The 15,611-nt window shown below is 65.5% G+C and carries 16 protein-coding genes; 5 read left to right on the top strand and 11 right to left on the bottom strand.

Translation table 11 applies throughout. The features are described 5' to 3' along the window. Positions 1 to 17: 17 nt before the first annotated feature. From NFH98_RS03810 to NFH98_RS03785, 6 genes are all read right to left on the bottom strand, one after another. Positions 18 to 830 carry a symmetrical bis(5'-nucleosyl)-tetraphosphatase gene (locus NFH98_RS03810; protein ID WP_108448070.1) on the bottom strand — a complete coding sequence of 271 codons (813 nt, stop codon included), beginning with the start codon at positions 828 to 830 and terminating at the stop codon, positions 18 to 20. A gap of 39 nt (positions 831 to 869) precedes the next feature. Further along, a complete protein-coding gene (apaG, locus tag NFH98_RS03805) occupies positions 870 to 1,250 on the bottom strand; it encodes a Co2+/Mg2+ efflux facilitator ApaG/CorD (protein ID WP_045991851.1) in 381 nt (126 codons plus the stop codon). Further along, a complete protein-coding gene (gene rsmA, locus NFH98_RS03800; RefSeq protein WP_108448069.1) occupies positions 1,247 to 2,059 on the bottom strand; it encodes a 16S rRNA (adenine(1518)-N(6)/adenine(1519)-N(6))-dimethyltransferase RsmA in 813 nt (270 codons plus the stop codon). The genes apaG and rsmA overlap by 4 nt, the downstream gene beginning before the upstream one ends. Positions 2,060 to 2,100: 41 nt before the next feature. Then, positions 2,101 to 3,150, bottom strand: a complete 1,050-nt coding sequence (pdxA, locus tag NFH98_RS03795; protein ID WP_349622240.1) for a 4-hydroxythreonine-4-phosphate dehydrogenase PdxA — start codon at positions 3,148 to 3,150, stop codon at positions 2,101 to 2,103. Between the two features lie 11 nt (positions 3,151 to 3,161). Then, complete coding sequence (locus tag NFH98_RS03790; protein WP_253555377.1) at positions 3,162 to 3,809, bottom strand: SurA N-terminal domain-containing protein; 648 nt, start codon at positions 3,807 to 3,809, stop codon at positions 3,162 to 3,164. Positions 3,810 to 3,880: 71 nt separating this feature from the next. Beyond that, positions 3,881 to 6,343 (bottom strand): LPS-assembly protein LptD, encoded by a 2,463-nt coding sequence (locus NFH98_RS03785; RefSeq protein ID WP_045991848.1) that lies wholly within the window; start codon positions 6,341 to 6,343, stop codon positions 3,881 to 3,883. Positions 6,344 to 6,531: 188 nt separating this feature from the next. Between NFH98_RS03785 and NFH98_RS03780 the strand changes: the two genes are divergently transcribed. The 3 genes from NFH98_RS03780 to NFH98_RS03770 all read left to right on the top strand — a co-directional run bounded on the left by NFH98_RS03780 (position 6,532) and on the right by NFH98_RS03770 (position 8,754). After that, positions 6,532 to 7,572, top strand: coding sequence for an aminoglycoside phosphotransferase family protein (locus NFH98_RS03780; RefSeq protein WP_045991847.1), 1,041 nt, complete (start codon positions 6,532 to 6,534; stop codon positions 7,570 to 7,572). After that, positions 7,569 to 8,246, top strand: coding sequence for an N-acetylmuramate alpha-1-phosphate uridylyltransferase MurU (murU, locus tag NFH98_RS03775; protein ID WP_349622239.1), 678 nt, complete (start codon positions 7,569 to 7,571; stop codon positions 8,244 to 8,246). The genes NFH98_RS03780 and murU overlap by 4 nt, the downstream gene beginning before the upstream one ends. Positions 8,247 to 8,334: 88 nt before the next feature. Then, a complete protein-coding gene (locus NFH98_RS03770; RefSeq protein ID WP_045991845.1) occupies positions 8,335 to 8,754 on the top strand; it encodes an OsmC family protein in 420 nt (139 codons plus the stop codon). Positions 8,755 to 8,891: 137 nt separating this feature from the next. Here NFH98_RS03770 and coq7 read toward each other — a convergent pair whose 3' ends face one another. Both coq7 and NFH98_RS03760 read right to left on the bottom strand, forming a co-directional pair. Then, entirely contained in the window at positions 8,892 to 9,536 is a 645-nt protein-coding gene (gene coq7 / locus NFH98_RS03765) for a 2-polyprenyl-3-methyl-6-methoxy-1,4-benzoquinone monooxygenase (protein ID WP_108131334.1), read from the bottom strand. A gap of 373 nt (positions 9,537 to 9,909) precedes the next feature. Next, the gene (locus tag NFH98_RS03760; RefSeq protein ID WP_045992116.1) at positions 9,910 to 10,251 is read right to left on the bottom strand and encodes a histidine triad nucleotide-binding protein; all 342 of its coding nucleotides are present in this window, start codon (positions 10,249 to 10,251) and stop codon (positions 9,910 to 9,912) included. A 222-nt stretch (positions 10,252 to 10,473) separates the two neighbouring features. Here NFH98_RS03760 and NFH98_RS03755 point away from each other — a divergent pair, with 222 nt between their 5' ends. After that, on the top strand, positions 10,474 to 11,718 hold the full coding sequence (locus tag NFH98_RS03755; RefSeq protein WP_045992117.1) for a cation:proton antiporter: 1,245 nt from the start codon (positions 10,474 to 10,476) through the stop codon (positions 11,716 to 11,718). A 43-nt stretch (positions 11,719 to 11,761) separates the two neighbouring features. On the opposite strand, the gene NFH98_RS03750 is transcribed toward NFH98_RS03755, so the two are convergent. Continuing rightward, positions 11,762 to 13,189, bottom strand: coding sequence for an aminotransferase-like domain-containing protein (locus NFH98_RS03750; RefSeq protein ID WP_108448063.1), 1,428 nt, complete (start codon positions 13,187 to 13,189; stop codon positions 11,762 to 11,764). A 115-nt stretch (positions 13,190 to 13,304) separates the two neighbouring features. Between NFH98_RS03750 and NFH98_RS03745 the strand changes: the two genes are divergently transcribed. Further along, entirely contained in the window at positions 13,305 to 14,297 is a 993-nt protein-coding gene (locus tag NFH98_RS03745; RefSeq protein WP_349622238.1) for a DMT family transporter, read from the top strand. On the opposite strand, the gene NFH98_RS03740 is transcribed toward NFH98_RS03745, so the two are convergent. Continuing rightward, positions 14,267 to 15,139, bottom strand: coding sequence for a phosphoribulokinase (locus NFH98_RS03740; protein ID WP_045992119.1), 873 nt, complete (start codon positions 15,137 to 15,139; stop codon positions 14,267 to 14,269). The two genes, NFH98_RS03745 and NFH98_RS03740, sit on opposite strands and share 31 nt — an antisense overlap. Then, complete coding sequence (locus tag NFH98_RS03735; protein ID WP_045992120.1) at positions 15,139 to 15,573, bottom strand: acyl-CoA thioesterase; 435 nt, start codon at positions 15,571 to 15,573, stop codon at positions 15,139 to 15,141. Before NFH98_RS03735 ends, NFH98_RS03740 begins: the two co-directional genes overlap by 1 nt. Positions 15,574 to 15,611: the final 38 nt, after the last annotated feature.

Raw genomic sequence — 15,611 nt, 5'->3', positions numbered from 1 at the left:
GCGAGTGGCCTGCGGCGTTACGCAAACTGCCGACTGGGCACGCTGATGCGCTCGCCGCTGTCCAGGTCCAGCGCGGTCAGGCTGCCGCCCCAGACGCAGCCGGTATCCAGCGCCTCGGCGCGAACCCGACTGCCGCTGGCCTCGCCGTTGAGCGCGGCCCAGTGGCCGAACAGCAGCCAGGGATCATCCTGGCGAGGGTACTGAAACCAGGGAGCGAAGCCATCCGGCGCACTGTCCAGGCCTTCCTTGGCGTCGAAATCCAGGCGCCCCTCGGCGTCGATGAAGCGCATACGGGTCAGGGTGTTGACGATGGCCCGCAGGCGGTCGACCCCTTCCTGGTGCGGCTTGAAGCGGCGCGGACGATTGCCGTACATGCGCGTGAGAAAATCGCCGGCACGCTCGCCGGTCAGCATCCACTCGACCTCACCGGCCAGCGACTCGGCCTGATCCAGCCCCCACTGGGGCGGCAGGCCGGCGTGGGTCATCAGGGTATTGCCATCGCGCACCAGCAGCGGCCTGGCCTGGAGCCAGTCGAGCAGGGTCTCGCGATCCTCGGCCTCTAGAATATCGTCGATGGTGTCCTTGCGCTTGGTCGCGGCGCCACCTCGCGCCACCGCCAGCAAATGCAGGTCGTGGTTGCCTAGCACCACCCTGGCCGCCTCCCCCAGCGCCATCACTTCGCGCAGGCAGGCCAGCGACCCCGGCCCGCGGTTGACCAGATCTCCGGCCAGCCACAACTGATCCCGACGTGGATCGAAGTCGAGCGCCTCGAGCAGGGCGATGAATTCCTCGTGACAGCCTTGAAGGTCACCGATAGCGTAGCGTTTCATAGGATCTCGGGGCTCTTGAAGGGCGTTCGATTCGCCAGATCAGTGAATCTGGTTGGGTGTGGCCAGGCGAAACACCGTGATCGGCACCTCGAAGGGACGCTGGCTGGCGGTGTCCACGCAGGTGTAGGCCCCTTCCATGAACCCTACCGGCCCGTCGAGAATGGCACGACTGGTGTACTGAAAGGTCTGACCGGGGCCTATCATCGGCTGCTTGCCGACCACCCCCTTGCCACGAACCTCCTGGACCTGCCCGCTGGTCTGGGTGATCTTCCAGAAACGCGCCATCAACTGAATATTCCCCGGCGAATGATTGTGCACCGTCACCGTGTAGCTGAACACGAAGCGGTTCTCCATCGGCGAAGATTCATCTTCACGATAGGCGGGCTCCACATCGACCCTTACGTCGGGCATCTCGCTCATGACGGATTCTCCTCTGCACTCAAGGCGTTGGCGATGGACACGAACTCTTCCACCTCCAGCGTCTGGGGCCGCCGGCTCGGATCGATACCGAGGGCCTCGAGGGCGTCACCGTCGATGCGTCCCTTGAGATTGTTGCGCAGCGTCTTGCGCCGCTGACCGAAGGCCTCGCGCACCACGTCGAACAGCAACGTCTCGTCCTTGGCCCGCCCCTGGGGTCGCTCACGCGGGGTCAGCCTGACGATGGCCGAGTCCACCTTGGGACGCGGCACGAAGGCCTCCGGCGGTACCACGAACAGCGAATCGACGTCGCAGAAGTACTGCGCCAGCACCGACAGCCGCCCACGATCACCTCCGCCCGGTGGCGCCGCAAGACGATCCACCACCTCCTTCTGCAGCATGAAGTGCATGTCCTGGATGGCGTCGCCAGCCTTGAGCAGGTGCGAGATCAGCGGGGTCGAGATGTTGTAGGGAAGGTTGCCGACGACCCTGAGTGGCTGGCCCTCGCCGCGTAGCGCAACGAAGTCCATCTTGAGGGCGTCGCCTTCGTGGATGACGAAGTTCGGGTGATTGAAGAATTGCACCCGCAGCCCCGGAATCAGGTCCCGGTCCAGCTCGATGACCTCGAGATCACCGTCGGTGGCATCGAGCAGTGGTTCGGTCAGCGCCCCCTGGCCTGGGCCGATCTCGACCATACGGTCGCCGGGGCGCGCCCCGATGGAACGCACGATGCGCGAGATGACGCCGGGATCACGCAAGAAGTTCTGACCGAAGCGCTTGCGGGCCCGGTGCGCCGTGGGGCGGGATGACATGCTTGAATCCTTTGCAAAACGAGGGTTGGGGTGACGGACCTTCAGCGCTCGGCCACCCGGCTGCCCATATCCTCGGCGACGGCAATCGCCACCGCCAGGCTATCGGGACTGGCAGTGCCATGCCCGGCCAGGTCCAGGGCGGTGCCGTGGTCCACCGAGGTCCGTGCCAGCGGCAGCCCTAATGTGATGTTGGCGGCCTGGCCGAATCCCGAGTACTTGAGCACCGGCAGACCCTGGTCATGATACATCGCCAGCACCGCGTCGACGCCGTCGAGATGACGCGGGGTGAACAGGGTATCCGCCGGCAGCGGCCCGTCAAGGGCCAGTCCTTCTTCACGTAGCCGTTCGAGCACCGGGGTGATGATCTCGATCTCTTCGCGCCCGAGATGCCCATCCTCGCCGGCGTGGGGGTTCAGACCGCACACGGCGATCCGCGGAGAGACAACGCCAAAGAAGTCTGTCAGGTCCCGGGCCAGAATACGCAGCACTCGCTCGAGACCCTCTCGAGACAGCGCGTCGGCCACCTCGCGCAGCGGCAGGTGGGTGGTCGCCAGGGCCACCCGCAGCGGTATCGAACGCAATGAATCAGTGGTGGCGTCGGCCGAGACGACGCGCCCGTGCAGGGCGCTGTCGGTGGCCAGCATCATGACCACCTCCTCGACCCCGCAGGCATCGCGCAGGTACTCGGTGTGGCCGGTGAAGTGGTGATGGCCCGCGTCGCGGATCACCCCCTTGTGCAGCGGCGCCGTGACCATCGCCGAGGCCTTGCCGGCCAGGCACTGGACCACCGCCATATCCAGGGTCTCGAGCACATAGTCGGCGTTGGCCGTCGACAGCACGCCAGGCTCGCTGGCCTCCTTGAGCGCGACCGGCCATACCGCCAGACGCTGCCGGCGCGGCCCCGGGTGCGCCTCGCCCGGTGCCGCTATTACCACCTCGACATCCAGTCCGAGCGCCAAGGCGCGAGCCCTCAACAGCTCTGGGTCGCCAATGGCGACCCAGTCGGTGGCGTGGCGCGCAGCCAGCATCAGGGCAAGCTCGGGACCGATGCCGGCGGGTTCGCCGGTGGTCACCACGATCGGTGCCTTCATCCGCTGCGACATCAGCCCTGGTTCAGGCGCTTCTCGACGAAGGCCTCGCCGCGAATTTCCTGAACCCACTTCTCGAGTTCATCGCCGGCCTTGCGCTGGAAGATCGCCTGGCGCGCCTCCTCGCGGCTGGTACCGACGCCTTGCTGCTGCAGATAGCGCTCGACCTCGGACTCGGAGATGTTGATCCGGCTGGACACCTGGGCCTGCTGGACCTTCATGATCAGCATCTCGCGACGGATCTGATCACGCACCTGGGACAGGCTCATGCCCTGGGACTCGAGCCGATCGGCGAACTGCTCCAGGCTGACACCGTTCTGGTTGGCCACGGCGCGCACCTGACGATTGAGCTCGGTATCGTCGACGCTCAGGTTCATGCGCTCGGCCATCTGCACCTCGATCTCCTCGACGATCATGCGGTCCAGAATCTGCTCACGCAGGGCCTGCTCCGGAGGAGTGTCCATGTCGCTGGCGCGCAGTCTGGCCATGGCCTGCTCGACACGGTCATCGAGCTGGGAGGCCATGATGGCGTCCTCGTTGACCACGGCGACGATCCGATCCAGCGGCTGGCGGTAACCATCCTGGGCGTGGGCCGCCACGGTGGTCAGTGCCAGGCAGGCGGCCATCGCCAGGGCGGCAAGGGGTCGGCTACGCATAGTCATGCTTCCTCGTTCACTCAGATTCGATGCGGCGAGCACGTCTCGTGCTCGCCGTTGGGGATACGCCAGGGTATTTAGTTCAGGCCGGGACGGTAACCGGGCACCGCAGACTGGAAGTAGGTGTCCGCGTCGCCACCGATGCCACCGAAGCCCTTGAGCACAAAGCGCAGGAAGAGCCCGCGATCCGTGGTGTCGTCCTCGATGTTGTTGGCGGTGTCCTCGTCCTCGATCCACTCGCGCCACACGACCTGCACACCATAACAGCAGTCGTTCCACTGCACACCCGCCATCTGGTCGAGGGCACGGTCGTTGGTGTTGTCGTAGAGCACCCGGCCGATGACGTCGAAACGATCCGTCGCCTTGTAGGCGAAGGACATGTCGTACTCTTCGCGGTTGTAGTTGCGAACGTCATCGTCATCGTCGGCGTTGTCGAAGCCTTCGATCTCCCAGCGGTAGCCCAGGTTGAGCACGTGACCGGCGTCGGCACGGTACTGCACGCCGAGGCCGGTGCTCTCGGTGCGACTCTCCTCGTCGTCGTAGAGCCACTGCCAGCGGGTGCTCCAATTGTCGGTGATCTGCCAGTTGATTCGGGTCACCCAGGGCGAACGATCGCGGGTGGCTTCGTAGTAGTCGAAGGACTCCTCATCACCGGGCAAGGTGTCGGGATCACCGGCCATATCGATATTGCGGTCCTCGAAGTAGGCCGACTGCCCGACCCCCACAGACAACCGCTCGCGGCCGCTCTGGTCTTCGAGGAAGCGGCTTTCCACGCCGTAGGACAAACGGTTCAGGTCACCCAGACGATCGCCGCCGGAGAAGCGGTACGGCGACCACAGCTGGCCCCACGAGAACGCCAGCTCCTCGGTGTCGAAGTCGGGGAAGTCGCTCTGGTCGCGCTCCGGTACGTAGGCGTAGTTGAGGCGTGGCTCGAGGGTCTGGCGCCAGTCGTCACCGCCAAAGGCGAAGTCGCGCTCGAAGATCAGCCCGGCGTCGATGGTGGTCACCGGTGCGGTCAGCGTCGGGCTCTCGCTGTTGTCGGTGATGCGCTCGTCATAGTCGAGGTCATAGCTCGTGTGCTGCAGCGCCACGCGGGGTTCGAAGAAGCCCCAGCTCGGCTCGAAGCGGTAGCCCACCGCCGGCGCCAGATCCAGGCGGGCGCCCTTGACGTCTTCCCTGAGCGGGATGCGGCGCTGGGTATCCTCGTAGTCGTAGAAGCCGTTCTCGTCGCCCTCGATATCGCGCCAGAAGTAGGTGGCGTTGGAGTTCCACTCCTGATAGAAGCCGAGGTCCTGGGACCAGCGGCCGTTGGCGGTCAGGCTCGGCAGCCGGTAGAAGGGCTTGTCGCCTTCGTCGACCGGATCGTCCAGCAGCTGATAGCCCTGGGCCTTGGCCTGGAGGTTCCAGGTGTCGCCGAGGTAGTCGATCTGGGCCAGACGCGCCATGTTGCTGGTATCGGTCTCACCAAAGGTACGCCCGAAGTCATCGAAATAGCGGCCGTCACTGGCGGCGCCATAGCGCAGCCGGTAGGGAACGCGCGAGCTGAAGCGCCCGTAATGGCTGTAGTCGAAGTACCAGCGTTCGTCGCCGTTCTCGAGCTCGGTGGTGGAGTCGTCATCTCCGGCGGACTCGTCGTCACCGATGTAGGCGCCTTCCAGAGTGCCCTGATCGGTGGGAAACAGGTAACGGAACTCCGCCCCCATCAGTAACCCGCTGTCGTCGATCCAGCGCGGGGTGATGGTGGCGTCATAGTTGGGCGCCAGATTCAGATAGAAGGGCTGTGCGTAGTCGACACCACCGTCGGAGACGCCGATGGTCGGCCACAGGAAGCCTGTCTGGCGCCGCTCGTCGATGGGAAAGCGCACCCAGGGCCAGTAGAACACCGGCACATCGCCTACCTCCAGGCGGGCATGCTTGGCGGTACCGTAGCCCTGATTGCGATCCAGCAGAATATCGTTGCCGATCAGGCGCCAGGTGCTGTCGCCAGGCTCACAGGTGGTGAAGCTGGCCTCGCGCAAACGAAAGACGTTGTCACTGACTCGCTCGAGCTGGATGGCATCGCCGCGCAGGCGCGACTCGTGGGCCACGTAGTGGGCCGAATCGATGGTGGCCTGGTCGCTGTTCAGCGACACCTCGGCGCTGTCACCGCGCACCAGCAGGCCCTTGTCGCGCAGGGTCAGGGGACCACTGGCGTTGGCCAGGTCACGCTCCGGTGGTACCTGCACCCGGGTTGCCTCGAGCTGGGTATCGCCCTTGCGCAGCACCACTTCACCGTCGAGCACGGTGTCACCGTCGGTGCCGTAGTTGGCGGTGTTGGATTCGCTGTTGACCTGGCCATCGATGGCCGGCGCAGGAAGGCGGTATTCGGGCTGAACGTAGTAGCCTCGGCACACCGTCCCGGCGGGACGGTCATCGCCCCAGGGCTGCCAATCCATCTGGCTTGCCGGCAGGGGTTCAGGTGGGGCCGCCCACAGGGGGGACGACACCAGACTGGTGGTGGCGAGGCCCGCCAGGGCCGTCCATGCGTATCGCTTGGCCATGTTGCACGCTGTCCTCGACGGGGTGAATCGGTATTATACAGGCCGCGGCCGACCTGTAACGCCGATCTGTACCAACGAGATTCGCGCCACGGCCGCCCTTGATCCATGCACAGCATGCGGTGAGGCCAACGGAGCGTCAACCGACATTGGCATCCTTCGCCCTGCCGCCACCAGGAGTTTTCCCCCCGATGTCCCAGGCTGAAAGCCCCCGCCGACTCGAGCAACTGCGCCTTTGGGCACAGGCACAGCACCCGTCCATCGAGGGCTCGAGCGATCTCGTGCTGGCCGCCGGCGACGCCAGCTTCAGGCGTTACTACCGCCTCACCCTGGAAAGTGGGGAGACCCGCATGCTGATGGACGCCCCACCCCCCCAGGAGGACGTCGGCCCCTTCGTCGCCATCGCCCGTGACTGGCACGCAGCGGGCCTGCCGGTACCCCGGGTCTATGCCGTGGACGCCGACCAGGGCTTCGTGGAGCTTGAGGACCTCGGCGACGAGCCGCTGCACCTGGCCCTCGACGGTGCCGACGAGGCCACCACCCACGCCCATTTCGACGCCGCCATCGCGCTGCTCGAGGAGCTTCAGCGGAAGGCTCCGAGCGATAGCCTGCCGCCCTACGACGCCGTAACGCTGGCCCGGGAGCTGGACCTGTTCCCCGACTGGTGCCTCGCCCAGTGGCTGGAGTTGGATGGCCAGCCTCCCGGCTGGCCTGCGCTGCGCCAGGCGCTGATCGAACAGGCGCTGGCCCAGCCGGTGGTCACCGTGCACCGCGACTTCGATGCCATGAACCTGATGCGTCACGCCGCCGAACTGTGGTTGATCGACTTCCAGGACGCCCTGGCAGGCCCCATCACCTATGACCTGATCTCGCTGTTGCACGGGCGCTATCGGCGCTTCGATGCGGCCACCCGGGCGGCCTGGAGCGAGGCTTTCCGCCAGCGCGCGATAGCCGACGGGCGCCTGTCTGACTCGGTAGATAGCGACAGTTTCCTGCGCTGGGTCAATGCCATGGCTGCCCAGCGTGCGCTCAAGGTGCTCGGCATCTTCTGTCGCCTGACCCTGCGCGACCAGCGCGACGGCTACCTGGCGCGTCTACCTCACTTTCTTGCCCATCTTCAGGACAGCCTCGAGGGGCTGGAGGGCCTCGCGGGACACGCCGACTTCAGCGCCTGGGTCGAAGACAGCCTGCGCCCGCTGATCGAAGCCCGCGTCGCAGAGGTGCGCCCATGAAAGCCATGATCCTGGCCGCCGGTCTCGGCAAACGCATGCGGCCGCTGACCGACCACTGCCCCAAACCCCTGTTGCCGGTGGCCGGCGAACCGCTGATTGGCCACCACCTCAGGCGCCTGGCCGGCTGCGGTATCGAACAGGTGGTGATCAACGTCAGCTACCGTGCCGACCAGATTATCGAGACCCTGGGCGACGGTGAACGCTACGGGGTATCGATTGCCTACAGTCGCGAGGACGAGCCGCTGGAGACCGCCGGCGGTATCGCCAAGGCTCGCCCACTGCTCGGCGAGGAGCCCTTCGTGCTGGTCAGCGCCGATGCCTTCTGCGACATCGACCCCAGCGCCCTGCCCTCTCTGGAGGGCGATCTGGCCCATCTGGTGCTGGTCGACAACCCCGTCCACAACCCGGACGGCGACTTCCACCTGGCGGCCGGCGGCAGAGTTTCGAGCGACGGCTCGCCAAAGTTGACCTACTCGGGGATAGCGCTGATCGACCCGCGTCTGGTGAATGACCTGCCCGCTCCCTGCTATCCTGTCGCTCCACTGCTTCGCGAGGCCATGGCCCGCGGCCTCGTCGCCGGCACCCACCATCGGGGAGACTGGGTCGACGTGGGTACGCCCGAGCGCCTCGAGGCGTTGAATCACAGACTCGGCGGCGCTCCTGGCGAACGCTGATTGAGTCCGGCTGCATCCTGCAGACCGCATCCTGCAGACCGCATCAAAAAACATCGACATCACTATCGCAGAAAAAGAAGGAATCCCCATGAAAGCCAGCGTCAAATGGACCGACGGCCGTCAGTTCGTGGCCGAATCCGGTAGTGGCCACGCCGTGGTCATCGACGGCCCCCCCGATCACGGTGGCCGCAACACCGGGCCGCGCCCGATGGAGATGCTGCTGATGGGCATGGGCGCCTGCACCTCCTTCGACGTGCTGGAGATCCTCGAGAAGTCCCGCGCCCCGGTGGAAGACTGCGTCGCCGACATCGAGGCCGAACGCGCCGACAGCGTGCCGTCGGTGTTTACCAGGATCCACGTGCACTTCACCGTCACCGGCAAGGGGCTCAAGGAAAAGCAGGTCCAGCGCGCGGTGGAACTCTCCGCCGACAAGTACTGCAGCGCCTCCATCATGCTGGCCAAGGGCGGCGTCGAGGTCACCCATTCCTACACCATCGTCGAGTCCTGAGGCCGCTTCGAGCGCCGCGCAGCAGCGAGCGCCTCGGATCGACAGCCACCCTCACGCAAAAGCCCCTGCCGATCGGCAGGGGCTTTTGCGTGAGGGCGAGGCCATCGCAGCATCAGGCGCTGGCCACCGGCACAGGATCAGATGCGGTAGACGCTCTTGGTCATCACCCTGGACATCAGCGTCATGCCGGCCTTGACCGGGCCAGGGAACCTGGCGCCACCAGCCTCCAGCGCCTGCTGGGCGTGGTGGGCCTCGTCGATGGCCATCTGCCTGAGCACCGCCCGGGAGCGCTTGTCCCCTTCGGGCAAGGTCTCGAGGTGCTCGTCCAGGTGCTTGCCTACCTGCTCCTCGGTGGCGGCGACAAAGCCCAGGCTGACACGATCGCCGACCGCCCCCGCCAGCGCCCCCATGCCGAAGGACGCCGCATAGAACAGCGGATTGAGTCGACTGGTGGGCGCATTCAACTCCCTGAGCCGGTCCTCGCACCAGGCAAGGTGATCGATCTCTTCCTGGGCGGCTTCCTCCATCTGGCCACGCACCTCCGGCAATTTGGCGGTCAGGCCCTGGCCCTGGTACAGCGCCTGGGCGCATACCTCGCCGGTGTGGTTGATGCGCATCAGGCCGGCGGCGTGATGGCGCTCATCCGGGCTCATTTCGCCGTCATGGATCGTATCGACCGCGGGCGTCGGCCGAGATGCCCGCGCCGCCCCCGGCACCAGGGTGCGCAATACATTGTCGAACTGATGGATGGCCCGATCGGCGGGGCTGAGAGAGCGGGACATGGCGCGATCCTTGTACGACTAAGTGAGCCAGCGAACATGGGCGAAACGATGAACGTTCGCATCAAGGGATTATTCTACGCAAGCGTCGGCGGCACTCAAGCGCCGGCTTTTCAAATGGGGCACCGGCCCCTCGGCAGCGCCTAGAAACAAAAAGCGATCGGCGCCGGTTCTTCATGTTGAGGGCGGCGACGCCTCGACGCTCAACACACACCAAAAGCGATCGGCGCCGGCTTTTCAAATGGGGCACCAGCCCCTCGGCTGCGCCTAGAAACAAAAAGCGATCGGCGCCGCCTGGGGGACACCAGGCGACGCCGGAGAATGCACGGATGCGTCGAGCGCTTGAACTGCCGGAAGAGACTCCGTTGCGCGCCGGCTAGCCAGCCGGCCATGTGAAGCGACGACCGCCCATCACGTGCATGTGAATATGATAGACCGTCTGGCCGCCGTCTTCATTGCAATTCATCACCACCCTGAAGCCGTCTTCGGCAAACCCGAGGTCCTTGGCCAGACGCGAGGCGGTCAGCGGCAGGCGCCCCACCAGTGCCTGGTCTTCCTCGGTGATGTCGTTGAGGGTGGCAATATGCTTCTTGGGGATGACCAGCATATGGGTCGGGGCCTTGGGATCGATATCGTTGAAGGCCAGCACCTGATCGTCCTCGTAGACGATATCGGCGGGAATCTCGCGGTTGATGATCTTGCAGAACAGGCAATCCATGGCAGGCTCCGGGGCACACTGAAAAAACGGTGTCTTCGAGATTACCCGCCAACAGGGCTGCTGTCAGTCCCCTGACTCGCCCGATCACTGACCCAGGCCCCATGAGCAACGTTCCCAAACCGCCAGTTATGCATCTCTGGTCATCGCGCTCGCCTGCCCCCCCAAGCCATTGCGGCTATGGTACAACCGTAGCTCCCATGCATTTTCGGAGTGTCGCCTGCCATGCATCACACCGCCCTGCTGCTGATCCTTCTGATCATCATCGCCTTTGCCCTGCTGTCGCGGCGCATCTCGGCCTCGCTGATCAGTCTGCCCATGGTGTTCATGGCCGCGGGGATGGGGCTGGGCGCGCTGACGCCGGACCTGGTGCCCATGGACATGCAGCAGGAGCTGACCCAGGTGATCGCCGAGATCACCCTGATCATCGTGCTGTTCGCCGATGCCTCGGTGGTCAAGCTGAAGTCTCTGCGCCAGAACCTGGCGATTCCGCTGCGCATGCTGTTGATCGGCATGCCCCTGACGGTCTTGCTGGGCACGCTGATGGCCAAGTGGGTCTCGCCGGAAGCAGCCTGGGGCACCGCCATGCTGGTGGCGGCGATTCTTACCCCGACCGACGCGGCCTTGGGCCAGGCGGTGGTATCGAGCCCCAGCGTGCCGGAACGTATCCGCCAGTCGATCAACGTCGAAAGTGGGCTCAATGATGGTCTGGCTGTACCCGTGATTCTTGCCTCGGCACTGCTGGCGGTGGCGGCCACCGGCACCGAGGTCGCCGACGCCCCGAACAACCTCTGGACCTTCGCCCTGCTGCAACTGACCCTCGGGCCGCTGGTCGGGGTGCTGTTCGGCTGGGGCTTTGCCCGCCTGCTCGACGCCGCCATCGACCGCGGCTACGTCACCGTCATCTATCAGGGCATCCTGTTTCTGGCGCTGGCCTTCCTGATCTATCTGGTCGCCGAAACCGTCGGCGGCAACGGCTTTATCGCGGTGTTCCTCGGCGGCCTGACCTTCGGCAACCAGCTACGCCATGACACCACCTTCATCGAGGAGTTCATGGAGAGCGAGGGCCAGCTCTTGACCATCGCCACCTTCCTGATCTTCGGTGCGGTAATGGTGCCGCTGGCCCTCTCGCATGCGTCCTGGAAGACCGTTGCTCTGGCGCTGATGTACCTGTCGGTGATTCGCATGATTCCGATCTGGATATCGCTCACCGGACTCGGCTTGTCCGCCTATGAAAAGACCTTCCTCGGCTGGTTCGGACCTCGGGGGTTGGCCAGCATCCTGTTCGCACTGCTGATCTACGATCAGTACCCGATCCCCGGCAGCGACGAGATCCTCGCCTGCGTGGTGTTGACGGTCATGATCTCGGTGGTGCTGCACGGCGTCAGCGCCCAGCCCATGGCCCAGCGCTTTGTCGGCTCTGGCGCCGCCAAGGACGCCCCCGTCAAGCAGGCGCCTCCCGGCCACTGACCCCCCCTCCAGGATGAGCGGGACTGGCATGGCACCACGAAGGTCAGTCCCCGCCCCGGGCCGCCCGCTCCATGGCCCGGTCCAGCGCCCTGAAGACGTCATCATCCAGCGACTGCGCCACATTGAAGCGCAGGTAGTGACTGTTCGCCGTTTCCGGGCTGAACACCTCCCCAGGCGCCAGTACCAGATCCTCGTCCAACGCCGCTCTGGCCACGTCCTTGGCGCAGAGCCCCGCGGGCAGTCGCGTCCACAGAAAGAGCCCCGCACTGGGCTCCACCCAGGGCTCCAGGCCCGCCGAGCGCAGTCGCGGCATGACCTGTCCCATGGCGTCTGCCAGGCGCGTCCTGAGCACGTTGAGGTGACGTCGATAGGCGCCTTCCCTGACCAGCTGGAACACCAGCTCTGCCGACAGCGCGCTGGCGCCAAAGGAGGTCGCCAGCTTCAGGTCGACCAGCTCCTCGAACCACTCGGGGCGGATGGCGATATAGCCACAGCGCACCGAGGCCGACAGGGTCTTGGAGAAGCTGCCCACCTGGATTACCCGCTCGAGCCCGTCCAGCGCCGCCAGGCGTGGTGACGCCTGGTGCTCGAAGTCGGCGAAGATGTCGTCCTCGATGATCAGCAGGTCGTGACGCTCGGCCAGGCGCAGCACGCGGTGGGCCACCGCCAGTGACAGGCTGGCACCGGTTGGATTATGCAGCCCCGAGTTGGTGATATAGAGCCGCGGACGATGCTGCTCGAGGGCCTCGGCAAGGCGCGATAGGTCCGGCCCCGCAGGGCTGAAGGGCACCCCCACCACCTTGACCCGGTGGGCACGCAGCAGGGCATGAAAGTTGAAATAGCAGGGGTCATCGACCAGCACGCGGTCGCCCGGCTCGAGCAGAAACCGACACAACAGATCGATGGCCTGGGTGCCGGACTCGGTCAGCAGGATCTGGGACGGCGCCGCCTCGACCCCCCGCTCGGTAAGGCGATGCGCCAGCACCTGACGCAGTGCTTGCAGGCCCTGGGGCGACGCATAGTCGGTCAGGCTGGCGACAGCGCCGGAACGCCTCGCCAACTGCCTCAGCCCACGGCGAATCTCCTCGTGGGGCATCCACTCTGCCGGCAGCCAGCCACAGCCTGGCCTCAGCCGGTAATGGTCGCTCTCGAGCGCCTGGCGGGTCAGCCACAGCGGGTCCACTTCGCGCTCGCGACGGGGCGCCAGCTCCGCCAGGGACAGCGGCGGCAAGCGATCACCGACGAAAAAGCCGGCGCCGCGACGGGAATGGATGGCGCCCTCGGCGACCAGCCGATCGTAGGCCTCGACCACGGTGGAGCGTGACACCCCGAGCGATTCAGCCAAGCCGCGAATCGACGGCAGGCGCGCACCTGGCGCCAGCTGACGCTGGGCCATGCGGCGCTGGATCAGCGCTACCACCTGCTCGACCAGGCTGATGCCCGCCCGACGATCGATGTCCTGTGCCTTCATCTGTACTGGAGGCTCCACCATGACAGTTTGTCAAAACTGTACTGCACCGTCTCTGGCTGCACCAGCGCACGCCCTTCACCCTAGGCGCTACTGACCCGCCACGGAGTTCGCGCAGATGCCCTCACGACACCGACCATTGAACCCGACACACCGCCCGGACCTTGGCAAGGGCTGGGCCTGCGGCGCCCTCGGCATGGCCATCTTCAGCGGTTCATTGCCCGCCACCCGGGTGGCGGTGAGGGCCTTCGATCCGCTGTTTCTGACCTTTTCCAGGGCCAGCCTGGCGGGACTGGTGGCGGTGGTATTGCTGGCGTGCCTGAAGGGACGCCGGCCGCGGACCGATGAGCTTGCATCACTGGGGCTGGTTGCCGCCTGCGTGGTGGTGGGGTTTCCACTGCTGACCGCCATGGCGCTGGAGCACGTCAGCGCAGCGCACTCGCTGGTCTATATCGGCCTGCTGCCGATGGCTACCGCGCTGTTCGGGGTGCTGCGTACCGGCGACAGGCCCCGCCCGGCGTTCTGGGCCTGCTCGTTGAGCGGTGCTGCGCTGGTCGCAGGCTTCGCGCTCGGCCAGCCTGGCAGCGCCTCCTTGACCGGCGATCTGTTGATGCTGGCCGCCGTGACCGTCTGCGGGCTCGGTTACGCCGAGGGCGCGCGACTATCAAGACGGCTGCAAGGCTGGCGGGTGATCTGCTGGGCGCTGACCCTGACCCTGCCGTTGATGCTGCCTCTGGCGGTCGCATCGCAACCGCTGACCCTGCAGGGTATCGGCAGCGCCGCCTGGTGGTCGCTGGGCTATGTATCGCTGTTCAGCATGCTGATTGGCTTCATCTTCTGGTATCGCGGCCTGGCGCTCGGTGGGGTGGCCGCGGTGAGTCAGCTACAGTTGCTGCAGCCGTTTCTCGGGCTTGGCCTGGCGGCCTGGTTGTTGAACGAGTCGATCAGCGTGGCGATGCTCGCCACCTGTGCCGCGGTCGTGGTGTGCGTCGCCGGCGCAAAACGCTTCGCCACACCAGCTCCGGTGCCGTCGATCCCGACCTGTCAGTCAGACGAAGCCGGCATCAACGGTGCGGCAGCTCAACGAAAACGTCGTTGGGCCAGCAGATGACGCACCAGCGGACCGAGGATCAGCTCCATCGCCAAGGATAGACGAGAGCCGGGCACCACCAGGGTGTGGGGGCGACTCATGAAGGCGTCCTGAATCATCGCCAGCAGGTAGGGAAAGTCCACGGTGGACGGATCGCGGAACCGGATCACCACGAAGGACTCGGCATCGGTGGGGATATCCTGGACCTCGAAGGGGTTCGAGGTATCTACCGTGGGCACCCGCTGAAAGTTGATATGGGTACGCGAGAACTGCGGCAGGATGTAGCGCACGTAGTCATCCATGCGCCCCAGGATGGTGTCGATGACCGCTTCCTGGGTGTAGCCGCGGGCATGCATGTCGCGGTCGATCTTCTGGATCCACTCGAGGTTCATGGTCGGGGCGACGCCCACCAGCAGATCGACGTGGCGGGCGATGTCCACCTCACTGGTGACCAGCCCACCGTGCAGACCCTCGTAGAACAGCAGGTCGGTACCGGTGGGCAGCGGCTGCCATTCGGTGAAGGTGCCGACCTGGTAGCCGGCCTCGATCATCTTCTTGTCTTCGGCGTGGATATAGTGCCGGAAGGTCCCGGCGCCGCTGTCACCGTACTCCTGGAACAGCGTCTCCAGGCGATCGAGCAGGTTGGCCTCCACCGCAAAGTGGGACAGCTCATCCTTGCGCTCGGGCTCCTCGCGAAAGATCCGCGCCATCTCCTGGCGGGTGTAGCGATGGAAGGCGTCACCATCGACGAAGGCGGCATGGACATCTTCCCGGGCGAACATGCGCTCGAAGGTACGCTTGACCGTAGTGGTGCCGGCACCGGACGAGCCGGTGACCGCGATGACTGGATACTCCCTCGACATCAGCCAGCCCTCGCCAGGGCGTCACGTACCGCTTCGGGCACCGCCACCGCACGCCCTGCCTGGGGGTCGACCACCATCAGGTTGAGCCTGGCAGTCGCCACTATCCGCTGGTCGCTGTCGCGACGCATGCGATGGTAGACCGTGATGGCCTTGCGCGCCGGTTCGGGGATGGCGGTCTCGACCGTCAAGGCATCCGGCCAACGAGACTCGGCCTGGTACTGCACCGCCAGGTCAGCGGCGACACTGGGATAGCCTCCCATGTCACCTTCGTGAAGCCCGAGATGGGCCAGGGCGGCCGCCCTGGCCTCGTGCAACAGCGAAATCACGGCGTCATGGCCCAGATGGTGCCCGTAGTTCATGTCGGTCACGCGCACCGTCAAACCATGACGGTGGACGATCGCCTGCTCGGGAAACTCCAGTTTGACGCGTTCCATGCTCGCTCCTTGCTGATTATTGTTGGTCAGTACCATGG

The organism is Halomonas sp. H33-56 (assembly GCF_040147035.1).
GTDB classification, from domain to species: domain Bacteria; phylum Pseudomonadota; class Gammaproteobacteria; order Pseudomonadales; family Halomonadaceae; genus Halomonas; species Halomonas litopenaei.
This window is presented reverse-complemented; position numbering and strand designations above follow the sequence as displayed.